At 65.2% G+C, this 19251-nt stretch carries 16 protein-coding genes; 9 read left to right on the top strand and 7 right to left on the bottom strand.

Going from position 1 to position 19251, the window contains the following annotated elements; genetic code table 11:
* Positions 1–235: 235 nt before the first annotated feature.
* Positions 236–1627 carry a HAMP domain-containing protein gene (locus KF708_06365; protein ID MBX3412325.1) on the bottom strand — a complete coding sequence of 464 codons (1392 nt, stop codon included), beginning with the start codon at positions 1625–1627 and terminating at the stop codon, positions 236–238.
* A 16-nt stretch (positions 1628–1643) separates the two neighbouring features.
* Positions 1644–2321 (bottom strand): response regulator transcription factor, encoded by a 678-nt coding sequence (locus KF708_06360; GenBank protein MBX3412324.1) that lies wholly within the window; start codon positions 2319–2321, stop codon positions 1644–1646.
* Between the two features lie 239 nt (positions 2322–2560).
* Here KF708_06360 and KF708_06355 point away from each other — a divergent pair, with 239 nt between their 5' ends.
* On the top strand, positions 2561–5674 hold the full coding sequence (locus KF708_06355) for a PSD1 domain-containing protein (protein MBX3412323.1): 3114 nt from the start codon (positions 2561–2563) through the stop codon (positions 5672–5674).
* A 135-nt stretch (positions 5675–5809) separates the two neighbouring features.
* Positions 5810–7153, top strand: a complete 1344-nt coding sequence (locus KF708_06350) for a DUF1501 domain-containing protein (GenBank protein ID MBX3412322.1) — start codon at positions 5810–5812, stop codon at positions 7151–7153.
* 89 nt (positions 7154–7242) lie between these two features.
* Here KF708_06350 and KF708_06345 read toward each other — a convergent pair whose 3' ends face one another.
* On the bottom strand, positions 7243–7905 hold the full coding sequence (locus KF708_06345) for a glycerophosphodiester phosphodiesterase (protein ID MBX3412321.1): 663 nt from the start codon (positions 7903–7905) through the stop codon (positions 7243–7245).
* A 187-nt stretch (positions 7906–8092) separates the two neighbouring features.
* Here KF708_06345 and KF708_06340 point away from each other — a divergent pair, with 187 nt between their 5' ends.
* Both KF708_06340 and KF708_06335 read left to right on the top strand, forming a co-directional pair.
* A complete protein-coding gene (locus tag KF708_06340; protein ID MBX3412320.1) occupies positions 8093–8806 on the top strand; it encodes a PTS sugar transporter subunit IIA in 714 nt (237 codons plus the stop codon).
* A 26-nt stretch (positions 8807–8832) separates the two neighbouring features.
* Entirely contained in the window at positions 8833–9672 is an 840-nt protein-coding gene (locus tag KF708_06335; GenBank protein ID MBX3412319.1) for a hypothetical protein, read from the top strand.
* On the opposite strand, the gene KF708_06330 is transcribed toward KF708_06335, so the two are convergent.
* Positions 9667–10401, bottom strand: a complete 735-nt coding sequence (locus KF708_06330; GenBank protein MBX3412318.1) for an ImmA/IrrE family metallo-endopeptidase — start codon at positions 10399–10401, stop codon at positions 9667–9669. The two genes, KF708_06335 and KF708_06330, sit on opposite strands and share 6 nt — an antisense overlap.
* Positions 10402–10666: 265 nt before the next feature.
* Between KF708_06330 and rimO the strand changes: the two genes are divergently transcribed.
* The 3 genes from rimO (at position 10667) to KF708_06315 (ending at position 13801) form a co-directional block, all read left to right on the top strand.
* Positions 10667–12052 carry a 30S ribosomal protein S12 methylthiotransferase RimO gene (gene rimO / locus KF708_06325; GenBank protein MBX3412317.1) on the top strand — a complete coding sequence of 462 codons (1386 nt, stop codon included), beginning with the start codon at positions 10667–10669 and terminating at the stop codon, positions 12050–12052.
* A 39-nt stretch (positions 12053–12091) separates the two neighbouring features.
* Positions 12092–12688 (top strand): CDP-diacylglycerol--glycerol-3-phosphate 3-phosphatidyltransferase, encoded by a 597-nt coding sequence (gene pgsA / locus KF708_06320; GenBank protein ID MBX3412316.1) that lies wholly within the window; start codon positions 12092–12094, stop codon positions 12686–12688.
* A gap of 120 nt (positions 12689–12808) precedes the next feature.
* A complete protein-coding gene (locus KF708_06315; GenBank protein MBX3412315.1) occupies positions 12809–13801 on the top strand; it encodes a CPBP family intramembrane metalloprotease in 993 nt (330 codons plus the stop codon).
* A gap of 430 nt (positions 13802–14231) precedes the next feature.
* Here the strand turns inward: KF708_06315 and KF708_06310 are convergent, their stop codons facing one another.
* Both KF708_06310 and KF708_06305 read right to left on the bottom strand, forming a co-directional pair.
* Entirely contained in the window at positions 14232–15065 is an 834-nt protein-coding gene (locus KF708_06310; GenBank protein MBX3412314.1) for a TatD family hydrolase, read from the bottom strand.
* Positions 15066–15128: 63 nt separating this feature from the next.
* Complete coding sequence (locus KF708_06305) at positions 15129–15383, bottom strand: hypothetical protein (GenBank protein MBX3412313.1); 255 nt, start codon at positions 15381–15383, stop codon at positions 15129–15131.
* Between the two features lie 251 nt (positions 15384–15634).
* Here KF708_06305 and KF708_06300 point away from each other — a divergent pair, with 251 nt between their 5' ends.
* Together KF708_06300 and KF708_06295 are read left to right on the top strand one after the other, a co-directional pair.
* Positions 15635–17260, top strand: a complete 1626-nt coding sequence (locus tag KF708_06300) for a HEAT repeat domain-containing protein (protein MBX3412312.1) — start codon at positions 15635–15637, stop codon at positions 17258–17260.
* Positions 17253–17738 carry a hypothetical protein gene (locus KF708_06295; GenBank protein MBX3412311.1) on the top strand — a complete coding sequence of 162 codons (486 nt, stop codon included), beginning with the start codon at positions 17253–17255 and terminating at the stop codon, positions 17736–17738. The genes KF708_06300 and KF708_06295 overlap by 8 nt, the downstream gene beginning before the upstream one ends.
* Positions 17739–17750: 12 nt before the next feature.
* On the opposite strand, the gene KF708_06290 is transcribed toward KF708_06295, so the two are convergent.
* Positions 17751–19151, bottom strand: a complete 1401-nt coding sequence (locus KF708_06290) for a hypothetical protein (protein ID MBX3412310.1) — start codon at positions 19149–19151, stop codon at positions 17751–17753.
* Positions 19152–19251 lie beyond the last annotated feature (100 nt).

Genomic DNA, 19251 nt, shown 5'->3' with positions numbered 1-19251 from the left:
CTAGTGACTACAGAACTATAACAGTTGTCATGTGAGCTTGTCCAGAGGAATCTCGGCGGAATTCGGCGCCGCCCAAGATGCCCGAGCCGGGCAATGACGAAACGGAAATACTCGCCACCACGACACGACGTGTCAGATTGGTTGAGCCCCGCGCGCAAGATCTTCCCGCACTCGTCTCGCACGACGGCACGTCGTGCCGCCGTGGTGAAGAATGGCACTCTCGATCGGGCGGAGGTCACTCGCTCGCGGTGGCAAGGCGGCGTTCGGCATGCATGAGCGGCAACACGACACGGAACGTCGTACCCTGATCGAGGACACTGCGCGCGTCGATCGAACCCCCGTGCCCGTGAATGACGGCCTGGCAGATGCTCAGACCCAGCCCATGTCCACGCGAAGCGCTCGTCTGGCGCTGCCGCGCGCGATCGGCCTGGTAGAAGCGTTCGAAGATGTGGGGCAAATCGGCCGCCGAGATGCCGATGCCCGAGTCCGCCACGGTCAGGGCGATCTTATCGTCGCCGGCGCGCGCCAGCGTTACGCGGACGCGCCCGCCAGGAGGGGTGAACTTGAGCGCGTTCTCGAGCAGGTTGTTCACCACCTGTCGCAATTGCACGGCATGCCCGCGCACTGGGGCGGGACAAAGCAGCCCTGACTCGAGCTCGATGTTCCGTTCTTCGGCGGCGCCGCGGAACATCTCGAGCGACCGGCCGACGACTTCGTCGAGGGCCACGTTCTCGTGGGTCGACTGGTCCGAGTCGTTGTCGCTTTCGGTCAGTTGCAGGAGATGGTTCACCAGCAGGCGCAACTCGGAGCACTCCTCGATCACCGAGTAGAGCAGCTCTTGGTACTCCTCGACCGAACGGTCCGAATTCAATGCCACGTCGACCGAGCCTTGGATGGCTGCCAGGGGCGAACGCAGTTCGTGGGCGGCATTGTCGACGAACTCGCGCTGTTGCTGCACGTAGTTCGCGATACGATCGAGAAAGCGGTTGATGGTCACGCTCAGTTGATCGAGCTCGTCGCCGGTGCCGCGCAGCGGCAGGCGCTCGCCCAGGTTCGAGGGGCGCAAGCGCCGTGCGGTCGACAGCACATTCGCCAGGGGAGACGTGGCCCGGGTCGCCAGCCAGTAGCCCCCCAGCGGCGAGAGAGCGGTGAGCACGATGCCCAACGGCACGAGCAGCCGCGTCAATCTCGACACGTCGCGTTCGACGAAGTCGAGCGACGTGCCCACGCGCACGGCGTAGCCGGGCATGTTCGGTCCCGTCAGCAGTCGCTGCGCCACGCGATAGGGGCCGACGGCCGTGACCGCGGCCGCCTCGCGGGGCAGGTGCAGATTGAGCATCTCGGCGGGAGTGTCGACGCTCGAGAAGAAAGTCTCGTCCCGATCGTCGACCAGTTGCAGAAACCAGCCGAGTTCTTTGTGCCCCACGGCCGTGCGGTTCATCTGCTGCTCGATCGCCTCGAGATTGGGATGCAACTGCCGGATCGCGAGACCGACCTCGTCGGCCTCGTCGAGCAAGAGTTGATCGGTCTCGCGTACGAGCGAAACCCGCAGACCGTTGCGCACGCCGAGCAACGCCAGCACGACCGCCAACAGCACGACGGCCGTGTTCCAGATGGTCAGGCGCATGCGCAGCGAGCGCGCTCTACGCATCAGGCGCGCGAAACGCATAGCCACGGCCTCGGACGGTATGAATCAATGCCGGAGCGTCGCGCGGCTCGAGCTTGCCACGCAGACGATTGATGTGAACTTCGATCACGTTCGTGGTGCCGTCCCAATTGAAGCCCCACACGTGCTCGCAGAGCATGCGGCGGGTCACGGTCTGCCCGGCGTTGCGCATGAGCAGCTCGAGAATGCTGAACTCGGTAGGCGTGAGATCGACCTCGCGATCTCCTTGCTGCACGCGGCGATTCGACAAGTCGAGCTTGACCCCGCCGGCCTGGATTGTCATCGAAGGGCGTGGCGCGACGCGGCGACAGACCGCGACGACGCGCGCGAGCAACTCGGCAAAATCGAACGGCTTCGCCATGTAGTCGTCGGCGCCGCTGTTGAGCCCGTGGACGCGCTCGTCGACTCCGCCGCGCGCCGTCAGCACGACGACCGGGGTGCGAATGCCCGATTCGCGGATGCTGCCTAGCACATCGAGTCCGTCGAGCCCCGGCAGATTGAGGTCGAGCACGATGGCGTCGGACTCTTGATTCGAGGCGAGCCCCTGCCCCGCGACGCCATCTTTGGCCCACTGGACCTGGTGACCCGCCTCGGTGAACCCCTGCACGAGGGCCTTGCCGATGACGGTGTCGTCTTCGATCAACAGAATATTCATGAGTGGAGCCGTCCGAAACGGCGGTGGCGCAGGCTGCGGAACGGAGGTGAAAGGGCTTCGATCCACCCTGCTATCTCTATCTTATCTTCGGCTGGCGGGACTTCTACTCGGGCAGGAACCCGGTCGGCGCACCCGCGGGCGCTTGGAAACTACCCGACCGGCGACTTACAATCGAATACGGCCCCGCTTCCCGCCTCCCTCCAGCCCCTGGTCCGGCACGCCCCCGGCTCCCACCTGCCATGCGCTTGGCTGCACACACGATTCGCTCGATTCTACTGTTGGCCCTGGTTTGGGTAGCACCTTCCCGCGCCGCGGACGAACGCCCGCTCGATTTTACGCGCGACGTGCGCCCCATTCTTTCAAACGCTTGTTTCCAATGCCACGGACCCGACGCAGGGGATCGCCAGGCCGAGTTGCGACTCGACCGCCAGGACGACGCCTTCGCCGATCGTGACGGGACGCCCGCCTTCGTCGTCGGCCGGCCCGACCAGAGCGAGGCCATTCGCCGCATCGAGAGCGAGGATCCGGCCGAGCAGATGCCCCCTGTCGACTCGGGCAAGAGCCTCACGCCCGAGCAACGGGCGATCCTGCGCCGCTGGCTCGCCGAAGGGGGCCCGTGGGACGAACATTGGGCCTTTCGCGCTCCGGAGCGCCCGGCGCTCCCCGAGGTGAAGAACTCGGCCTGGATGCGCAATCCGATCGATGCGTTCATTCTGGCGCGACTCGAACGCGAAGGTCTTCAGCCCTCGGTCGAGGCCGATCGCGTCACGCAGTTGCGGCGCCTGAGCCTCGATCTGGTAGGACTCCCTCCCGCAGTTTCCGAGGTAGACGAGTTCGTGCTCGACAATACGCACGATGCCTACGCGCGGCAGGTCGAGCGGCTGCTCGCCTCGCCTCACTACGGCGAACGCTGGGGACGCTTGTGGCTCGACGCGGCGCGCTACGCCGATTCGGACGGCTACGAAAAGGACAAGGCACGGCAGGTCTATTTCTATCGCGATTGGGTCGTCGGCGCGCTGAATCGCGATCTCCCCTACAATCAGTTCGTCATCGAACAAATCGCCGGCGACTTGCTGCCGGGCGCGACGCAAGATCAACAGGTTGCCACGGGCTTTCTGCGCAACTCGATGACCAACGAAGAAGGGGGCGTCGATCCCGAGCAGTTTCGCATGGAGGCCATGTTCGACCGCATCGACGCCATCGGCAAAAGCGTGCTCGGGCTGACGATCCAATGCGCGCAGTGCCATTCGCACAAGTTCGACCCCATCTCGCAGGAAGACTACTACCGGATATTCGCCTTCCTCAACAACGGGCACGAGGCGAACGTGGCGGTCTACACGCCCGCCGAACAACAGCAGCGCGAGGAGATCTTCGCGCAAATCCGCGCCCTCGAGGAAGAGTTGCGCCAGGCGAATCCCGACTGGGCCGAGCGACTCGCGTCGTGGGAAGCGGAAGTGACGCCGCAACAGGAGTGGATCGTTCCGCCCCTCACGACGAGCGACCTCCCCACGGGGGGCGAGAAATACCAGGTGCTGGCCGATGGCTCGGTGCTGGCCGGTGGGTATGCCCCCACCAAGCATCGCGTCGACGTCACCCTGCGGACCGACGTGCGGCCGATTCGCGCGATTCGGCTCGAGCTGTTGTGCGATCCGAACCTGCCGCTCGGCGGACCGGGCCGTTCGATCGAGGGGACCGCGGCGCTCACCGAGTTCGAGGTCGATGCCGCTCCGGCCGACGCCCCCGACCAGCGCCAGCGGATCAAATTCATCCGTGCCACGGCCGATGTGAACCCTGCCGAGACGCCGCTGGCCGCGTACTACCACGATCGTAGCGATCGGCGCCGCGTGACGGGTCCAATCGAAATGGCGCTCGACGGCAGCGACGACACCGCTTGGGGCATCGACGCCGGGCCAGGGCGCCGCAATCAACCCCGCCAAGCCGTCTTCGTGCCCGAATCTCCCCTCGATTTTCCCGCGGGCACGATTCTGACCGTGATGCTCAAGCAGAATCACGGCGGCTGGAACAGCGACGACAATCAGAACCACAACCTGGGGCGGTTCCGTCTGTCGGTCACGTCGGCTGAAAATGCCGTGGCCGATCCGCTGCCGGCGGCCGTGCGCGAAATCGTCTCCATCCCCCGCGACGAGCGCACGCCGGAGCAGAACGAGGCCCTCTTCAGTTGTTGGCGTTCGCTGGTGTCCGACTGGTCGGCGTCGAACGAAAAGATCGAGGCGCTCTGGAAACAGCATCCCACCGGCTCGGCACAACTGGTGCTCCTCGAGCGCGACAAGCCGCGCATGACGCATCGGCTCGATCGGGGCGATTTTCTCAAACCGCAAGAGACGATCTCGCCGGGCGTGCCGGCATTCCTGCATGCGCTGCCCGAGGGGGCGCCCGAGACGCGACTCACGTTTGCCCAGTGGCTCGTCGATCGACGTTCCCCGACCACGGCCCGCGCGATCGTGAACCGCGTCTGGCAGGCGTACTTCGGCGTAGGCTTGGTTTCGACGAGCGAGGATCTCGGCTCGCAGAGCGAGGCTCCTTCGCATCCCGAGTTGCTCGATTGGCTGGCGGTCGAATTCATGGATTCCGGCTGGAGCCTCAAGCACCTGCATCGACTGATCGTGGAATCGGCCACCTATCGACAGTCGTCGCACGTGGCTCCCGAATTGCTCGCGGCCGACCCCTACAACCGCCTGGTGGCGCGCGGCCCCCGACTGCGGCTCGAAGCCGAATTGGTGCGCGACGTGGCGCTCGCTGCGAGCGGTTTGTTGAACCCGGCGCTCGGCGGACCGAGCGTCTGCCCCCCCGCTCCGGAGTTTCTCTTCGAACCACCTGCCAGCTATGGGCCGAAGGTGTGGAACCTGTCCCAGGGCGAGGATCGTTATCGTCGCGCGTTGTACACGTTCCGCTTCCGTTCGGTGCCCTATCCGGCCCTGCAAGCTTTCGATGCGCCGAATGGCGACTTTTCGTGCGTGCGCCGGCCACGTTCGAACACGCCGCAGCAGGCGCTCACGACGTTAAACGAGCCCCTCTTCGTCGAATGTGCGCAGGCGCTGGCCTTGACCACGTTGCGCGAGGGCGGCGCCACTCCCACCGACTGCACGGCGTTCGCCTTCCGCCGCTGCGTGGCGCGGACGCCGAGCCAGGACGAGACGAACGAGCTCGTGGCGTTGTGGGAATCGCAACGCGACCGCTTTGCCCGTGGCGAGCTCGAGGCCTGGAAGTTCGCTGCCGCCGATCCGCAGTATCCGCCCGAATTGCCCGAGGGGGCCGAACCGGCCGATCTGGCCGCCTGGACGGCGGTGGCGCGCGTGCTGTTGAATCTGGATGAAACGATCACCAAAGAATAATTCAGGATCCGCTCCGTGAACTGTCAAGACCATCAGCATCGCCAGCGCTATCAGGGCCTGCCGCCGGAGGCGGTCGCCCGGCGTTGGTTCCTCAAGGAGTGTGGCATCGGCCTGGGTGGCCTGGCGTTGGCGCAGATGTTCGGATCGAGTTCGTCGACCGCTCGCGCCGCTGCTGCCACGACCTCGGCAGCCGACCCGCTCGCCCCGAAGCGGCCGCATTACGCTCCGAAGGCGAAGAACGTCATCTTTCTGTTCATGGCCGGGGCGCCGAGCCATCTCGAGCTGTTCGACAACAAGCCGGAGCTGGCCCGTTTCGACGGTACGCTGCCGCCGAAGGAATTGCTCGAAGGCTATCGCGCGGCGTTCATCAATCCGAACTCGAAGCTGCTGGGGCCGAAGTTCAAGTTCGCGCGCCACGGCAATTGCGGCGCGGAATTGTCCGAGCTGCTGCCCCATCTGGCGGGGGTCGTCGACGACATCGCCATCGTCCGCTCGATGGTGACCGACGCCTTCAATCACGCGCCGGGGCAGATTCTGATGAATACTGGCTCGCAACAGTTCGGCCGGCCCAGCCTCGGCTCGTGGATCACTTATGGCCTGGGAAGCGAATCGAAGGATCTGCCTGGCTTCATCGTCTTCAGCTCGGGCAAGAAGGGGCCCAGCGGTGGCAATTCGAACTGGGGCAGCGGCTTTCTGCCCACCGTCTACCAAGGGGTGCAGTTCCGCAGCAGTGGCGATCCGGTGCTTTACCTGTCGAGCCCGCGCGGCGCCGATCGCCAGCTCGAACGAGAGTCGCTCGACACGCTGAACCGTTTGAACCAGCGGCGGCTGGCCGAGACGGGGGATCCCGAGATCGCCACGCGAATCAACTCGTTCGAGATGGCCTTCCGCATGCAGACCAGTGCGCCGGAGTTGATGGATCTCTCCGGCGAGCCGCAACACGTGCTCGATCTGTACGGGGTCGAGCCGGGCAAGCCGAGCTTCGCCTACAACTGCCTGCTCGCGCGGCGCATGATCGAGCGCGGCGTGCGCTGCGTCGAGCTCTTCCACGAGGCCTGGGATCAGCACGGCAACCTCGTGGGGGATCTGAAACGAAACTGCCAGGACACCGACCAGGCCTGCGCCGCGCTCGTGCAAGATCTCAAGCAGCGCGGTCTGCTCGACGAGACGCTGGTGATCTGGGGGGGCGAATTCGGCCGCACCCCCATGGTCCAGGGGGGGAACGACGGCCGCGACCATCACCCCAACGCCTTTACCATGTGGTTGGCCGGCGGCGGCACCAGGCCGGGCATCACCCTGGGCACGACCGACGATCTCGGCTTCAACGCCGCCACCGACCGCGTTCACGTCCACGACCTGCACGCCACGATCCTGCACCTGTTGGGCTTCGACCACACGAAGCTCACCTACCGCTTCCAAGGCCGCGACTTCCGCCTGACCGACGTCCACGGCAACGTCGTCAAGCAACTGCTGGCATAGCCGTTTCCCAAAACGGTTCTCACGCGGAGGCGCGGAGAAAAAAAGCTGCGCTTTCTCCGCGGCTCCGCGCCTCCACGTGAGAACAAGCATCACTTCGAGCGAAGCACGAAGTCGGGCCGATCGGTGATGATGCCGTCGAGGCCAAGCGCGGCCGCCGCGTCGTGCTCGGCTTGCGACTCCACGTCGTAGGCCAGGCTGAGGTAGCCTTGCTGGCGCGCGAGCGCCATGAGTTGCGGATCGACCACGTCGTATTTCCAGACGATCGTCGTCAATCGCGGCAATCCTGGCGTCCAGCCCGACTCGACCATGGCCAGATCCATCGGCCGATGGGCCACGAGCACGCCGCAATCGACCTGGGGCACCCGGCGCATCTGGTCGACCACCGTGTGCCAGAACGATGTGACGAGCGGGCGGCGCGAGCCTGGGAATTGGTTCAGGATTTGCGCCGCCAGCGGTACCGCCTCGGGCACTTTGATCTCGATGTTCCAGGTCAGATCGGGCCAGCGCGCCAGGATCTCGCCCAGCGTGGGAATCTGGTGCCCCACCGCGCGCGACAATTCGTCGCGCGTCAATTCGGCTACCGTGCGACCATTCGGCGCATGGCGATCGTGGAAGAGGACCGCCTGACCGTCGACGCTCAGCCGGACGTCGGTTTCGATCCCATCGACGCCCAGCTCGACCGCCGCTTGAAAGGCCGCCAGCGTATTCTCGGGAAGGGACTCGTGGTATCCGCGATGACTGAAAACAAGCATCGTGCCCTATCCTCGGAGGTGGCTGACCCGTCCGCGAATCATAGTTTGCGCTCGGCTCGCCCGCCAAGCTTTCGGCGCGGCGGCCGGCAAAAGATTCGTGTGCGCGATCTGGACATTGCCTCGTGCAACCCGACAATGTAGGCACTTCGCGGGGGAACAACCTTTTTCTTTGAGCGGGCGCCGCGCCATGGGGGACGACGATTTCGACATCGACAGCCTGGCCGGCTATCTCCACCTGGCAACGCCGCAGGTGCTGAAGATGGCCGATCGCGGCACCGTGCCGGGGCGCAAGGTCGCCGGCGTCTGGCGTTTCTCGCGCGCCGAGATTCATCACTGGCTCGAAAGTCGCATGGGCGCCCTCGACGAGTCCGAGCTCGAGCAGCTCGAAGGGGCGCTGCGCCGCTCGCGCCCCGTGCTGGCGGAGGCGCGCATTTCGATCGCCGAGATGTTGCCGCTCGAGGCGATCGCCGCGCCGCTGGCCGCCAAGACCCGCAGCTCGGTCATCACCGCGATGGTCGATCTGGCCGCCGGCACCGGTCTCTTGTGGGACCCTGGCAAAATGGCCGAGGCCGTGCGCCAGCGCGAAGACATGTATCCCACGGCGCTCGACACCGGCGTGGCCCTGCTGCACCCGCGACGTCCCTTGCCCTCGATCCTGGCCGAACCGTTTCTCGCTCTCGGGCGCTCCGACCGCGGCATTCCATTTGGCGGCGCACGAGGTTCGCTCACGAGTCTGTTCTTTTTGATCTGTTCGGTCGACGATCAGGGGCACCTGCGCACGCTCGCACGGCTGAGCCGCTTGATCGCCGACCCGGCGCTGCTGGCCGATCTGCGCGCGGCGCCCGACGCGGTCACGGTGCGCGAGATCATCGCCGAGCGCGAACAACGACTGAGCGATTGACCGCCAGAGGCTGACGAAGAGATCGCATGGCTCCTCCACCGCGAGTATTGTTGCTGGGCCCTGCGGAGCACGCAGAATTCGATGCCGCGGTCGCATTGCTGGCGGCGACCTCAACGCTGCAGCGCGCGGCCGACGTGCCCGCCGCGCTCGCGGCTTACGAGACGGACGACGCGCCGGTCGATCTCATCGTCGTGGCCCAGCCGCACAGCGGTGCGCTGCGCGGCGGCGATCTGGAACCGCTCCTGGCCCGCGCGCCACTGGCCCGCGTCCTCGTGCTGGCCGGAAGCTGGTGCGAGGGAGAAATGCGCAGCGGGCTGCCGATCGCGGGAGCAACGCGCATCCTCTGGCACCAGTGGACTGCGCGCTGGCAGCAGGAATTGGCCCGTTGGCAGCAGAACACCTGCCCGGCCTGGTCGCTCCCCATGACCGCCACCGAGGACGATCGTCTGCTCCAGGCCGCCGACGAGCCCCTGGCAAAGCTCGAGGGCCGCGCGACCATCGTCGCCACGGATGCCACCGCCGGCTGGCTGGCCGATGTGTGCCGGGGTCTGGGGCTCGCCACAGAAACGCTTGCGCCCCGCGCCGGTTTTGCCGCCATGCGTCCCGCCTGCGACCTCGTGATCTTCGAAGTCGAGGCGCTGCGGTGCGACGCGCCGGAGTCTGCCTGGAATTGGGCTCGTGCCTGGCAGGGGGTCCCCCTGATCGGCGTGGGGAGCTTTCCACGCCTCGAAGATCGCGCCGCCTGGACCGACGCCGGCGTGCAGGTGCTGCTCGCGCAACCGCTGCTCATCGACGATCTCCGCTGGCATATCGTTGCACGATTGCGTCCCGGCTTGCCGCAGGAACCTGTCGCCGACAGGTCATAATTCGGCCTCCAGTTCCTGGCGCAGGATCTCGCGACGCCAGCCTTCTTCGTGGATGGGCCAACAGCGGAGGCGCCCCAGGCCAGAAATGCCTTCGGCATAACTGGCCGACTCGTGCGTCGTGCGCCATTCCACGCGTTCGGCGGACGAAAGTGCCGGCGGATTCGCGACGACGTTCGAGCGGCGCCACGTCACGTTCCCCTGATCGAAGACCGTCACGATCGCCGGCGCCGACAGGTCCAGCGTGCGCCGCGCAATCAGTTCGTAACTGGCGGTACGAAACGATTCCTTGAGCGTGACGAGCTCCATGTCGCACGCCTCGGCCGCCACCACGAACCACAACTCGGGAAGCAAGAGCCGCGCCGCGAAGAGGTTCGCCACCTCCTCGCGCGCAGCGAGCGGCGCCTCGCTGGCGGTCGTGCCCAACTCGGCAAACAGGCGCGCCGCCGACCATTCTCCCAACTCGTGCGCCACGGCCCACTGGCGACGTTCATTCCGCGGCTCGGCCCGTACCAGAATCGAGGCCCGACTGCGCCCCCCATGCCTCCCCGCCAGACGCACGAAGCGGGCGCGCCCCCTCTGCTGATCGTCGCGAGCTACATCGATATCGAGTCGGCGTGCCAGCTCGAGACTATCGACCGGCGGCGTGTCGATGCCGGCGGCATCCAACAACTCGACCACCACGGCATCCATGGCCGCCAGGAGTTGCTCGTAAGGGAGATCGGGAAGCATCGCCATCTGCCCACACAGGTTCCACATGACCCATAAGTATACATGCGTATATTATCCCTGCCGTGGCGATTCACAAGCAGATTTTGCTCGTCGGCGTGCCGCAAACTTTCAGCTTGCGGTGAGAGACGCCAGGCCAGGAGACCACTCGTCAGGCGCAGAGCCTTGCGATACGATGAGTTTTGGCGAACCCAGGCCCACGAGCGGGCTTTCCGTGCGCGCGGCGGCAACACGCCGGCTGCGTGCCAAGATCGAGGAGTAACGCTGCTTGAGCGCCCGTTACGCGACCCCCCAGGCCGAACGACCTACGAAGGGCACCTATGCCTTCGTCAGCCTGGGCTGCCCGAAGAATCTGGTCGATAGCGAGCGGATGCTCGGGCTGCTGCGGATCGATGGCTACGATCTGGTCAGCGATCCCGACGGGGCCGACTTCGTCGTCGTCAACACCTGTGGCTTTATTGAACGGGCACGCGACGAATCGTTCGGCGCGATCCACGAGATGCTCGAGCTCAAACGCCAGGGTCGTACCCGGGGGGTCATCGTGTCGGGCTGCCTGGCCGAGCGCGAAAAAGAATCGCTCCTCGAACAATGCCCCGAGATCGACCATCTCATCGGCGTGTTCGGTCGCGAGCAAGTGACTCGCGTGGCCGATCGACTGATCGCGGGGCTCGACGAGCAGCGAACCGTCTTTCAGCCGGCGCCGGTGAAGCCGCTGCCCGACGGTTCGCGGTTGCGGATCACGCCGCGGCATTTCGCCTATCTCAAGATCTCCGAGGGGTGCGATCGGCTCTGCACGTTCTGCGCGATCCCCAAGATGCGCGGTAAGCACGCCACGAAGCCCATCGAAGAGGTAGTGGCCGAGGCCCGCGAGCTGGCCGCCGACGGCGTGCGCGAGTTGATCATCGTGGCCCAGGACACGACCTACTACGGGCTCGACCTTTATGGTCGCACGCGTCTGGCGGAACTGCTCCGCGAGCTCGATCAGGTCGAAGGACTCGACTGGATCCGCCTGATGTACTTCTACCCGATGTACGTCGACGACGAATTGATCGACACGATCGCCGGCAGCCGCCGCATCGTGCCCTATCTCGACATGCCCTTGCAACACGCCGACGACACGATGCTCCGCCGCATGCAGCGCCGCGTGAACCGTGCCGATACCGAGGCCCTGCTCGGCCGGCTGCGCGAGCGCATTCCGAATCTCGTGCTGCGAACCACGTTCATCGCCGGCTTCCCGGGCGAGACCGACGAGCAGTTTGAGACGATGGTCGATTTCGTGCGCGAGCAGCGCTTCGAGCGGATGGGCGTCTTTACCTACTCGTTCGAAGGGGACACACCGGCGGCTCGGCTGCCCGACCATCTGCCCGAGGATGTCAAGCAAGAGCGCCGCGACCATCTGATGGCCGTGCAGCAGGAAATCGCCTTCGAGTGGAATACCTCGCAACTGGGCGAGCGGCGTGAGGTACTGTTAGATAGCCCGGTGCCGGGCGAACGTGACGTCTGGATCGGTCGTACCACGGCCGATGCCCCCGATGTCGACGGCATCGTCTACGTGACGGGCAAGAAATTGCGAGCGGGCAAGTTCGTGCCGTGCGAAATCGTCTCGGCCCAGGGCTACGATCTCGTCGCGGCGCCGGTCGGACCGGCCCGCTGATCCCGACGGCAGCGCGCACGCAGAGAACGGTTCGCGATCATGACGACCACCACCCAACCACCCGGCACGACCGTCTTCAATCTGCCGAACCAGTTGACCATCGCGCGGCTGGTGCTGTCGATCGTGCTGTTCGTGCTGATTGCGTTCGGGTGGTATCTCGCGTCGACGATCACGTTCATCGTGGCCGCCTCGACCGATTGGCTCGATGGCTACTTTGCCCGCAAATATGGCTTGGTGACCGTGCTGGGGCGCATCCTCGATCCGATCGTCGACAAGGTGATCGTCTGCGGCACGTTCATCTTCCTGGGATCGATTCCCGGCTCGGGCATCGCCGCCTGGATGGCCGTCGTCGTCGTCGTGCGCGAGTTGCTCGTCACGGCGCTGCGCAGCTTTCTCGAACAGCAGGGCAAAGATTTCTCCGCCGCCATGTCGGGCAAGCTGAAGATGCTCGTCCAATGCCTCGCGGCGGGATTGTCGCTCTTCTATCTCTACCTGCTGCAGCAGCGCGAAGGACCCGCGGGGGGGATCGAAGAAATCACGTCGTATGCCGTGCTGATTACGGCCTGGACAGCCATCGTGCTGACCATTTACTCGGGCGTGGCCTACGTGCGAGCGGCCGTGCGGCTGATGTCGTAGTGGCAGGCATTCCTGGCTACCCGAGGCCCAGGCTGCCAGCCTGGGCAAGATGCTCGCTCGCGATTCTATATCCACTCTCCGCCGGCCGGCGGCCGGTGCCACTCGTCGGAGTTTGCTAGCGTGCAGCCCGAGATGATGCCCGCCGCGTTCGCCAGTCTGTTGCTGCTCGCGGCGATGATCTCGATCGTGGTCGGCTCGATCATGGTTTGGGGCGCATGCCGCCGCTCGTGGCGCCGCGGCGTGCCCGCGGTGCCATTCGAGCCGCGCACGCCGGTCCCCTGGAGCGTGCTCGACCTGCTCGTCGTGCTGTTGATCCTGGCCGCGACCGAGGGGACGACCGCCGTGGCCGCCTACTGGCTGAATCCGGGTCGCTCGCCCGGCGACGGCGCTCTCCCGATCGATATTCGCGCGCCCGACGCACGCACGATTCACGAAGTCCCCGGCGTCGCGATGCCGCTGGTTCAAGAGGAGAGCGAGGCCGGCTCGGCCGCGGGCATCTCGTTCGACGATGTGCCGCCGCTGCTGATCGGCCGCCTGCTAGGGCCGCTGTTGGCCCTGGCATTTCTCAAACGCAGTTCCGGCGCCACGTGGAACGACTTCGGCTTTTCGACGGAACGTCTTGGCTCCGACCTGCGCCTGGGTGTGTTGGCCTTCGTGGCGATCGCGCCACCGGTCTATGCGCTGCAGGGGTTGCTGCAGTACATCTTTCCGGGACAACACCCGATGCTCGAGCTGATCGAGGAAAAACCGACGCCGTTCATGCTGGCGACCCTCTCGTTCCTGATCGTGATCGTGGCGCCGCTGACCGAAGAGCTCATCATCCGCGTCTTCCTGCAGGGCTGGCTCGAGCGGTTCAGCGCCCAGGACGTCGACGAACCGCGCCGTCTGCCCGTGGGGCTAGTGCCCATTCTGATTTCGTCGGTGATTTTCGCCGCGCTGCACGCCGGGCACGGCCCCGATCCCGTGCCGATCTTCATCCTGGCCCTGAGTCTGGGATATCTCTACTCGCGCACACACCGCATCTGGCCGGGCCTTGCGCTGCACATGTCGCTCAACGCCGCCAGCACCGTGGCGCTGCTCCTGGCGCTGGCCATCGGCGAGCAACCGGCGTAGATCAGGCAGCCCCGTACCTGACAATCAATCGAGTTCGCCACACCAGTGATTGTTGATGGGGATTGAGGGCTGTTCGAGAAAGCTCTTGTCTGCCACTCCGCGTCGGGCCGTTGGTGCGCCAGGAGAAGCCTGGTTGTTTTTGTTAGTTGAAAGATACTGACCATGGTCATTGCTCGTGCGCCATGAAGTCGAGCGGCCTGCGACGGGGGCGCCCTGAGCGGGCAAGAGCACACTCAACCGCCGGGTGCTGACGCCGCCGCGGGCTACGTCGAAGAGGGTCTGCGCCGGCGGCGCATCAACTCTGCCAACGGGTGGCGCGACAGCCTTCGACAACCGCCAACCAACGCCCGCCCCCTGCATCCCCACCCCCCCTCTGCCTCACCCCAGCCCGCGCCCCGACGAAAGCAACCTGCGCTATGAGAAATGCGGGTTAGAGGCCGGCCAATTCGGGCACTTCCGGCGGTTTGAAGCGGAAGTTGCGGCTCTGGCTGAAGAACTGCAGCGGGTTCTCGTAGACCACGCGGCGAATGGCCGCTTCGCTGTGACCGCGCTTGCGCATGGCGAGAATGAAATCGGGGACGGCGGTCGGTTTTGAAGGCCCCCAGTCGCCAGCGGAATTCACCAGCAGGCGCTCGGGGCCGTACAACTCGATCATGTCGACGGCCCGCTCGGGCGTGCATTTCGAGACGGGATACAACGTCATGCCGGCCCAGAAGCCGGCGTCGAGCACGGGACGAATCGTGTGCTCCTCGACATGATCGACCAGCACCCGGCTGCGATCGATGCGGCGATCGCCGGTGAGCATATCGAGAATCATCCTGGTTCCCTGGTACTTGTCTTCCAGGTGGGGCGTGTGAATCAGGATCTGTTCATCGGTCCGCATGGCCAGATCGATGTGCTCGAGAAAGATCGTGGCCTCGTTGCGGGTGTTCTTGTTCAGCCCGATCTCGCCGATGCCGAGGACGCCGGGGCGATCGAGGAACTCGGGAATCATGGCGATGACTTCACGCGAGAGGCGGACGTTTTCGGCCTCTTTGGCGTTGATGCAGAGCCAGGTGTAGTGCTCGATGCCATACCAGCCGGCGCGTTGCGGCTCGAATTCGGTGAGCTGGCGGAAGTAGTCGCGAAAGCCATCGACGCTACCCCGGTCGAAGCCGGCCCAGAAGGCGGGCTCGCTCATGGCGACGCAGCCCATCTTGGCCAGGGTCTCGTAGTCGTCGGTCACGCGCGAGACCATGTGAATGTGCGGATCGAGGTAGTACATGAGGCAGGTCTGTCGTTCGCTCGTGAATCGTGGTGGAGTCGAAAAGGGATGGGAGCGCGTTGCTTAGAGACCAAACTGTTCGCGCCACGCGGGATCATACTCGCGGGAGAAGATCTGCTGGATCTGCTCGGCGCGATGCGGGTTTTCGCTGTTCAGAATCTCGAGCGCCCGGTGGACTTGCACGAGGCGCGGATCGTCGACAATGCTCCCCGGCGCACGGCCAATGCGGTCGAAGGCGGCAGCCAGCTCCAGTAGCTTTGCACGAATCTGCAAGAACTCGCGATTCAGCAGATCTGGCGCGGTGGGAGCATTCGGCATGATCGGAACTCGGTGTCGCGGGGGGAGCGGTGGGTCGGAGAACGCGAACTCATAAGCCCGCTTCGACTTGCGTCGCGCGTGGCGGCAACTCCTACCTTCCAGTGTCCGTTGCCGGGAGACGAAAAGCAAGTCGGCACGCGGAGAGTAACATCTGGTCGGCGGCTGGCTTTGCGCTCGGCTTGTCCTAGATTTCTGCGGTCGTCCACGTGTGCGGATGACGCCGAATATCTTTTCTCGCGAGCTGCACGAACGTGAGTGAAGGTCTCAAGACCACGCTCGAATTGCTGACCAAGACGCGCAACGAGGCCGCGACACGCGCCTTGATGCCGGCGCTCGATTCGCGCCGTTGGTCGATCCAATCGGGGGCGCTGCGCGCGCTGCTCGATCGCCACAGTCCCGTCGCGCAGCGCGAGATTCTGAAGCGGCTGCACACGGTCGACGGCCGCTGGCGGGGCATCATCGAGCAGCGTCCCGGCCGCATGCTCGAAGCGCTACGCGACGCGATCAACAGTCGCGATACGCAATTGTTCGAGAACGCCTGCAAGGCGATCGTCTGGCAGCGCGAGTACAGCCTGATGGGGCAGCTCGTGGCAGCGCTGGAAGACACGAGCAATCCGAACGCCGATCGCGCGGCGCAGACGGTGCTCGAGCTGGCCGAGCTGCTGTACGAAGAGCTGGCCGCGCCGCGCGACTATGGCAACCGCCGCGATCCGCAGGTCGTGCGCCGCAACGTGGTGGGGAGCCTCGAGCCGGCCGTGCGACGCTACTCGCGTCATCAGCGCCGCGAGGTGCTCGACGCCTTCCTGATCCTGGTGCATCGCGAGAACGCGACCCTCAAGCAGATCTTGATGGAGCCGCACCAGAGCAGCTATCTGCCGTTGATCGATGCCCTGGCCGAAAACCATCACGGCGGCGTCAGCCGCTTGATTCTCAGCTTCCTCGACGATCCCCGTCCGCCGCTGGCGGTGCTCAACGTGCTGGCGCGGCGCTCGGATCGCAAGTTCGTCGAGCATCTGCTGGACAAGGTCGGCGATGACTCGTCGGCCGTCGCCCAGCAGAACTTGAAACGCATCGAGCTGTTTCCGTGGCTCGATCTCGAGGGGACGGCGCTGGATCGGCTGGACGAGATCGGCCAGCAGAACGCGATGAAGTTGCTGCTCTGGTCGGGCGTGAATCGCACGCGCGTCTTCCAGGTGATCGAGCATTTGCTCGTCAAGGGAAAGCCGCTCGGCCGTCGCGCGGCCACGATGGCGCTGGCCGAATTCTCGGGTCCCGACGCCGACGTGTTGGCGCTGGCCGCGCTGGGAGACTTCGATCCCGAGGTGCAGGCGCAGGGGGCGCGTCAGTTACGCAGCCGCGGTGTGCCCGGGGCGCTGCAGCATTTGATCGATCTGCTCGACAGCCCGCACGCGGTAGTCCAACAGGCGGCGCGCGAAAATCTGGGGGAATTTTCTTTCCCGCGTTTCATGGCGGCGTACGACACGCTGGACGAGCGGGCGCGGCACAGCACGGGCATGCTGGTGCGCAAGGCGGACCTCGACACGGTACCGCTATTGTTGAAGGAGTTGAATTCGCCCGCCCGCACGAGGCGTTTGCGGGCGATCGACGTGTCCAGCACGATCGGCGTGGTGTCCGAGGTGGAAGAAGCGGTGATCGAGCTTTTGGAAGACGAGGATTACGTCGTGCGGATCGAGGCGGCGACGGCGTTGGCTCAGAGCGTGACTCCGGCGGCTCAGCAGGCCCTGGAAGCGGCGCTGGCCGATTCGAGTCCGCTGGTGCAGGAGGCTGCCGAGCGGAGCCTGCAATGTTTCAGCACGCCGCTCGAGTTTACGCCCGGTGGCAACGGCCAGCAGATCGAGGAGCCCGCCCATGAATGAGCTGCTGGGATCGAGCCTGCTTTGGGCGCGGATCGGCTGGTTCGAGCAACTGACGCGTCAGGTCGGTGGCGGGGGTAGCCGCTGGAATGCGACCCATTTCGTGCTGCTGACGCTGGCCGTGGCGGGATTGGCCGCGTTGGCGCTGTGGGCACGTCAGGTACGTGCCGGAAGTGGTCGGCAGCAGAACAACCCACGGGCCCTGTTTCGAGCGTTGTGCCGGGCGCACGGGCTCGACCATGCCAGCCGGCGGCTGCTCGATCAATTGGCCCGGCAGCAACGCCTGGCCGATCCGGCACGGTTATTTCTCGAACCCGAGCGGTTTGAAGCCGCCAGCCTGGGGCCGGCGCTCAAATCGCAACAGGGGCGCTATGCGTCGCTGCGGGATCGGCTCTTTGCCGAGCCGGGGGTCGTGTCGCGCGAGACGACGAACGAGCGCCGTCGGCCGTCGAGCGGAACGACGTCGCGAGCCGGACTGTAGGCCGCGAGATCGCTACGGCGTGGTCACCGGCTTCGAGCGCGGTGGACGTTTCTTGAAACGCTCGGTGACGTTCCCTGACGAACTGGGTGCGCCACCATCGGCAGGTCCGGGCGAGAAACGCCCCGGTTCGGTCACCCCGTAGCGAAGCAGACGCTTCGTGTCCTTCCAGCCGATGTGGTCGAGGAACTTGTCGAGGGTGATTTTCTCGACGCCCAGATTGGTCGCCTCGCCTTGAATCCTGCCCAACTCGGCATTGACGGAGTCGCGTTCGGCGCCGATCACGAGGAAGCGGGTGTCGATCGACATCTGCCCGGTGCGGACCCCCGCGTCGTCGACCTCGGCGTCGATCTTGCCGCCGCTCATGGTGATCAGATCGCGGACCATCTGGCGGTCGCTCGAGCCGTCGTTGTCCAGATCCATGAAGCCGGCCAGGGCGAAGCGTTCCATGCGGCCCGGGTGCCACAGCGGTGTATAGATCTTGTCTCCCGGCAAGAGGGGATCGGTCACGCTATCGTCGACGATGCGGGCCTCGGCCATGTGCGAGCCCAGGATCGCGATCACCTCGATGCTGCCCTTGCGCTTGGTGCGGTTGACGTTGTGCTCATCGGGACCGAAGACGCTGAAGGTGACTTGTTGTCGCAGGTCGTCCTGGCTGCCCAGATTGATCCACACGGTACCGCTGCGTTGATTGACGTCGATGATGCGGCCGTCGGCGGTGGCGAAGGTTTCATTCGTCAAGTCGGCGAGCTTGCGTTGAGTGTCGGCCAGCAGCAGGCGCGTGTCGTGCAGTTCGTCGGTCAGCTTCTTCACGTCGGCGGCGAGCTGGGCGCGGAGGTTTTTCAAGTCTTCGTCCGACTTGGCCTTTTGCTGCGCGAGGTCGGCATTCTGCCGCTGCAGCTTCTCGCGATCCTGCTGGTATTCGGCGGTGACGTTCGAAACATCGCTCTTGGCCTGCTCGACGGCGGCGCGATGCTCGGCGATTTGCGTTTCCTTGGTTTGCTCGCGGGTTTCGTTGCGCGTCGAGAGATCGGTCGTGACGACCTTTTCATCGGCCAGGCTGGTCTGGGTGTCGCGCAGAGACGTGACGAGGTACTCGAGCGCGGGGCGGTAGAATTGTCGTTCGGGGGGGAAGGTGCCGGCGAAGGCCTTCATGTCGTTGGCAAACGTCGTCTTCAACTCGTCGACCTTCGTGGTCGGCTCGAAGCCGAGCATGTTTTTCAGCTCGGCGTTCTCGCTCTCGGCAGCGCGCTGATTCGTGCTCGCCGTGGCGGCGTCGGCCTTATCTTTTTCCGATTGCACGCGGTAGCTGTCCGCCTGGCGGTAAAAGATGAATGTCGTCACGGTCAGGATGATCGTGAGGATCACGAAGACGATCAGGGCAATCTGTAGACCCTGGTTTTCGCTGGCTGCCATGGTGATCTCGAAGCCTCGAATTGCGGCGCAGCAAGACTGCGTGCCTGCGCGAGAAAATCGACGCGTTGGGGCGGTCTCTGTTCCGACGGAGATCTCGCCA

It is taken from the genome of Pirellulales bacterium (genome assembly GCA_019636335.1).
GTDB lineage: Bacteria > Planctomycetota > Planctomycetia > Pirellulales > JAEUIK01 > JAHBXR01.
This window is presented reverse-complemented; position numbering and strand designations above follow the sequence as displayed.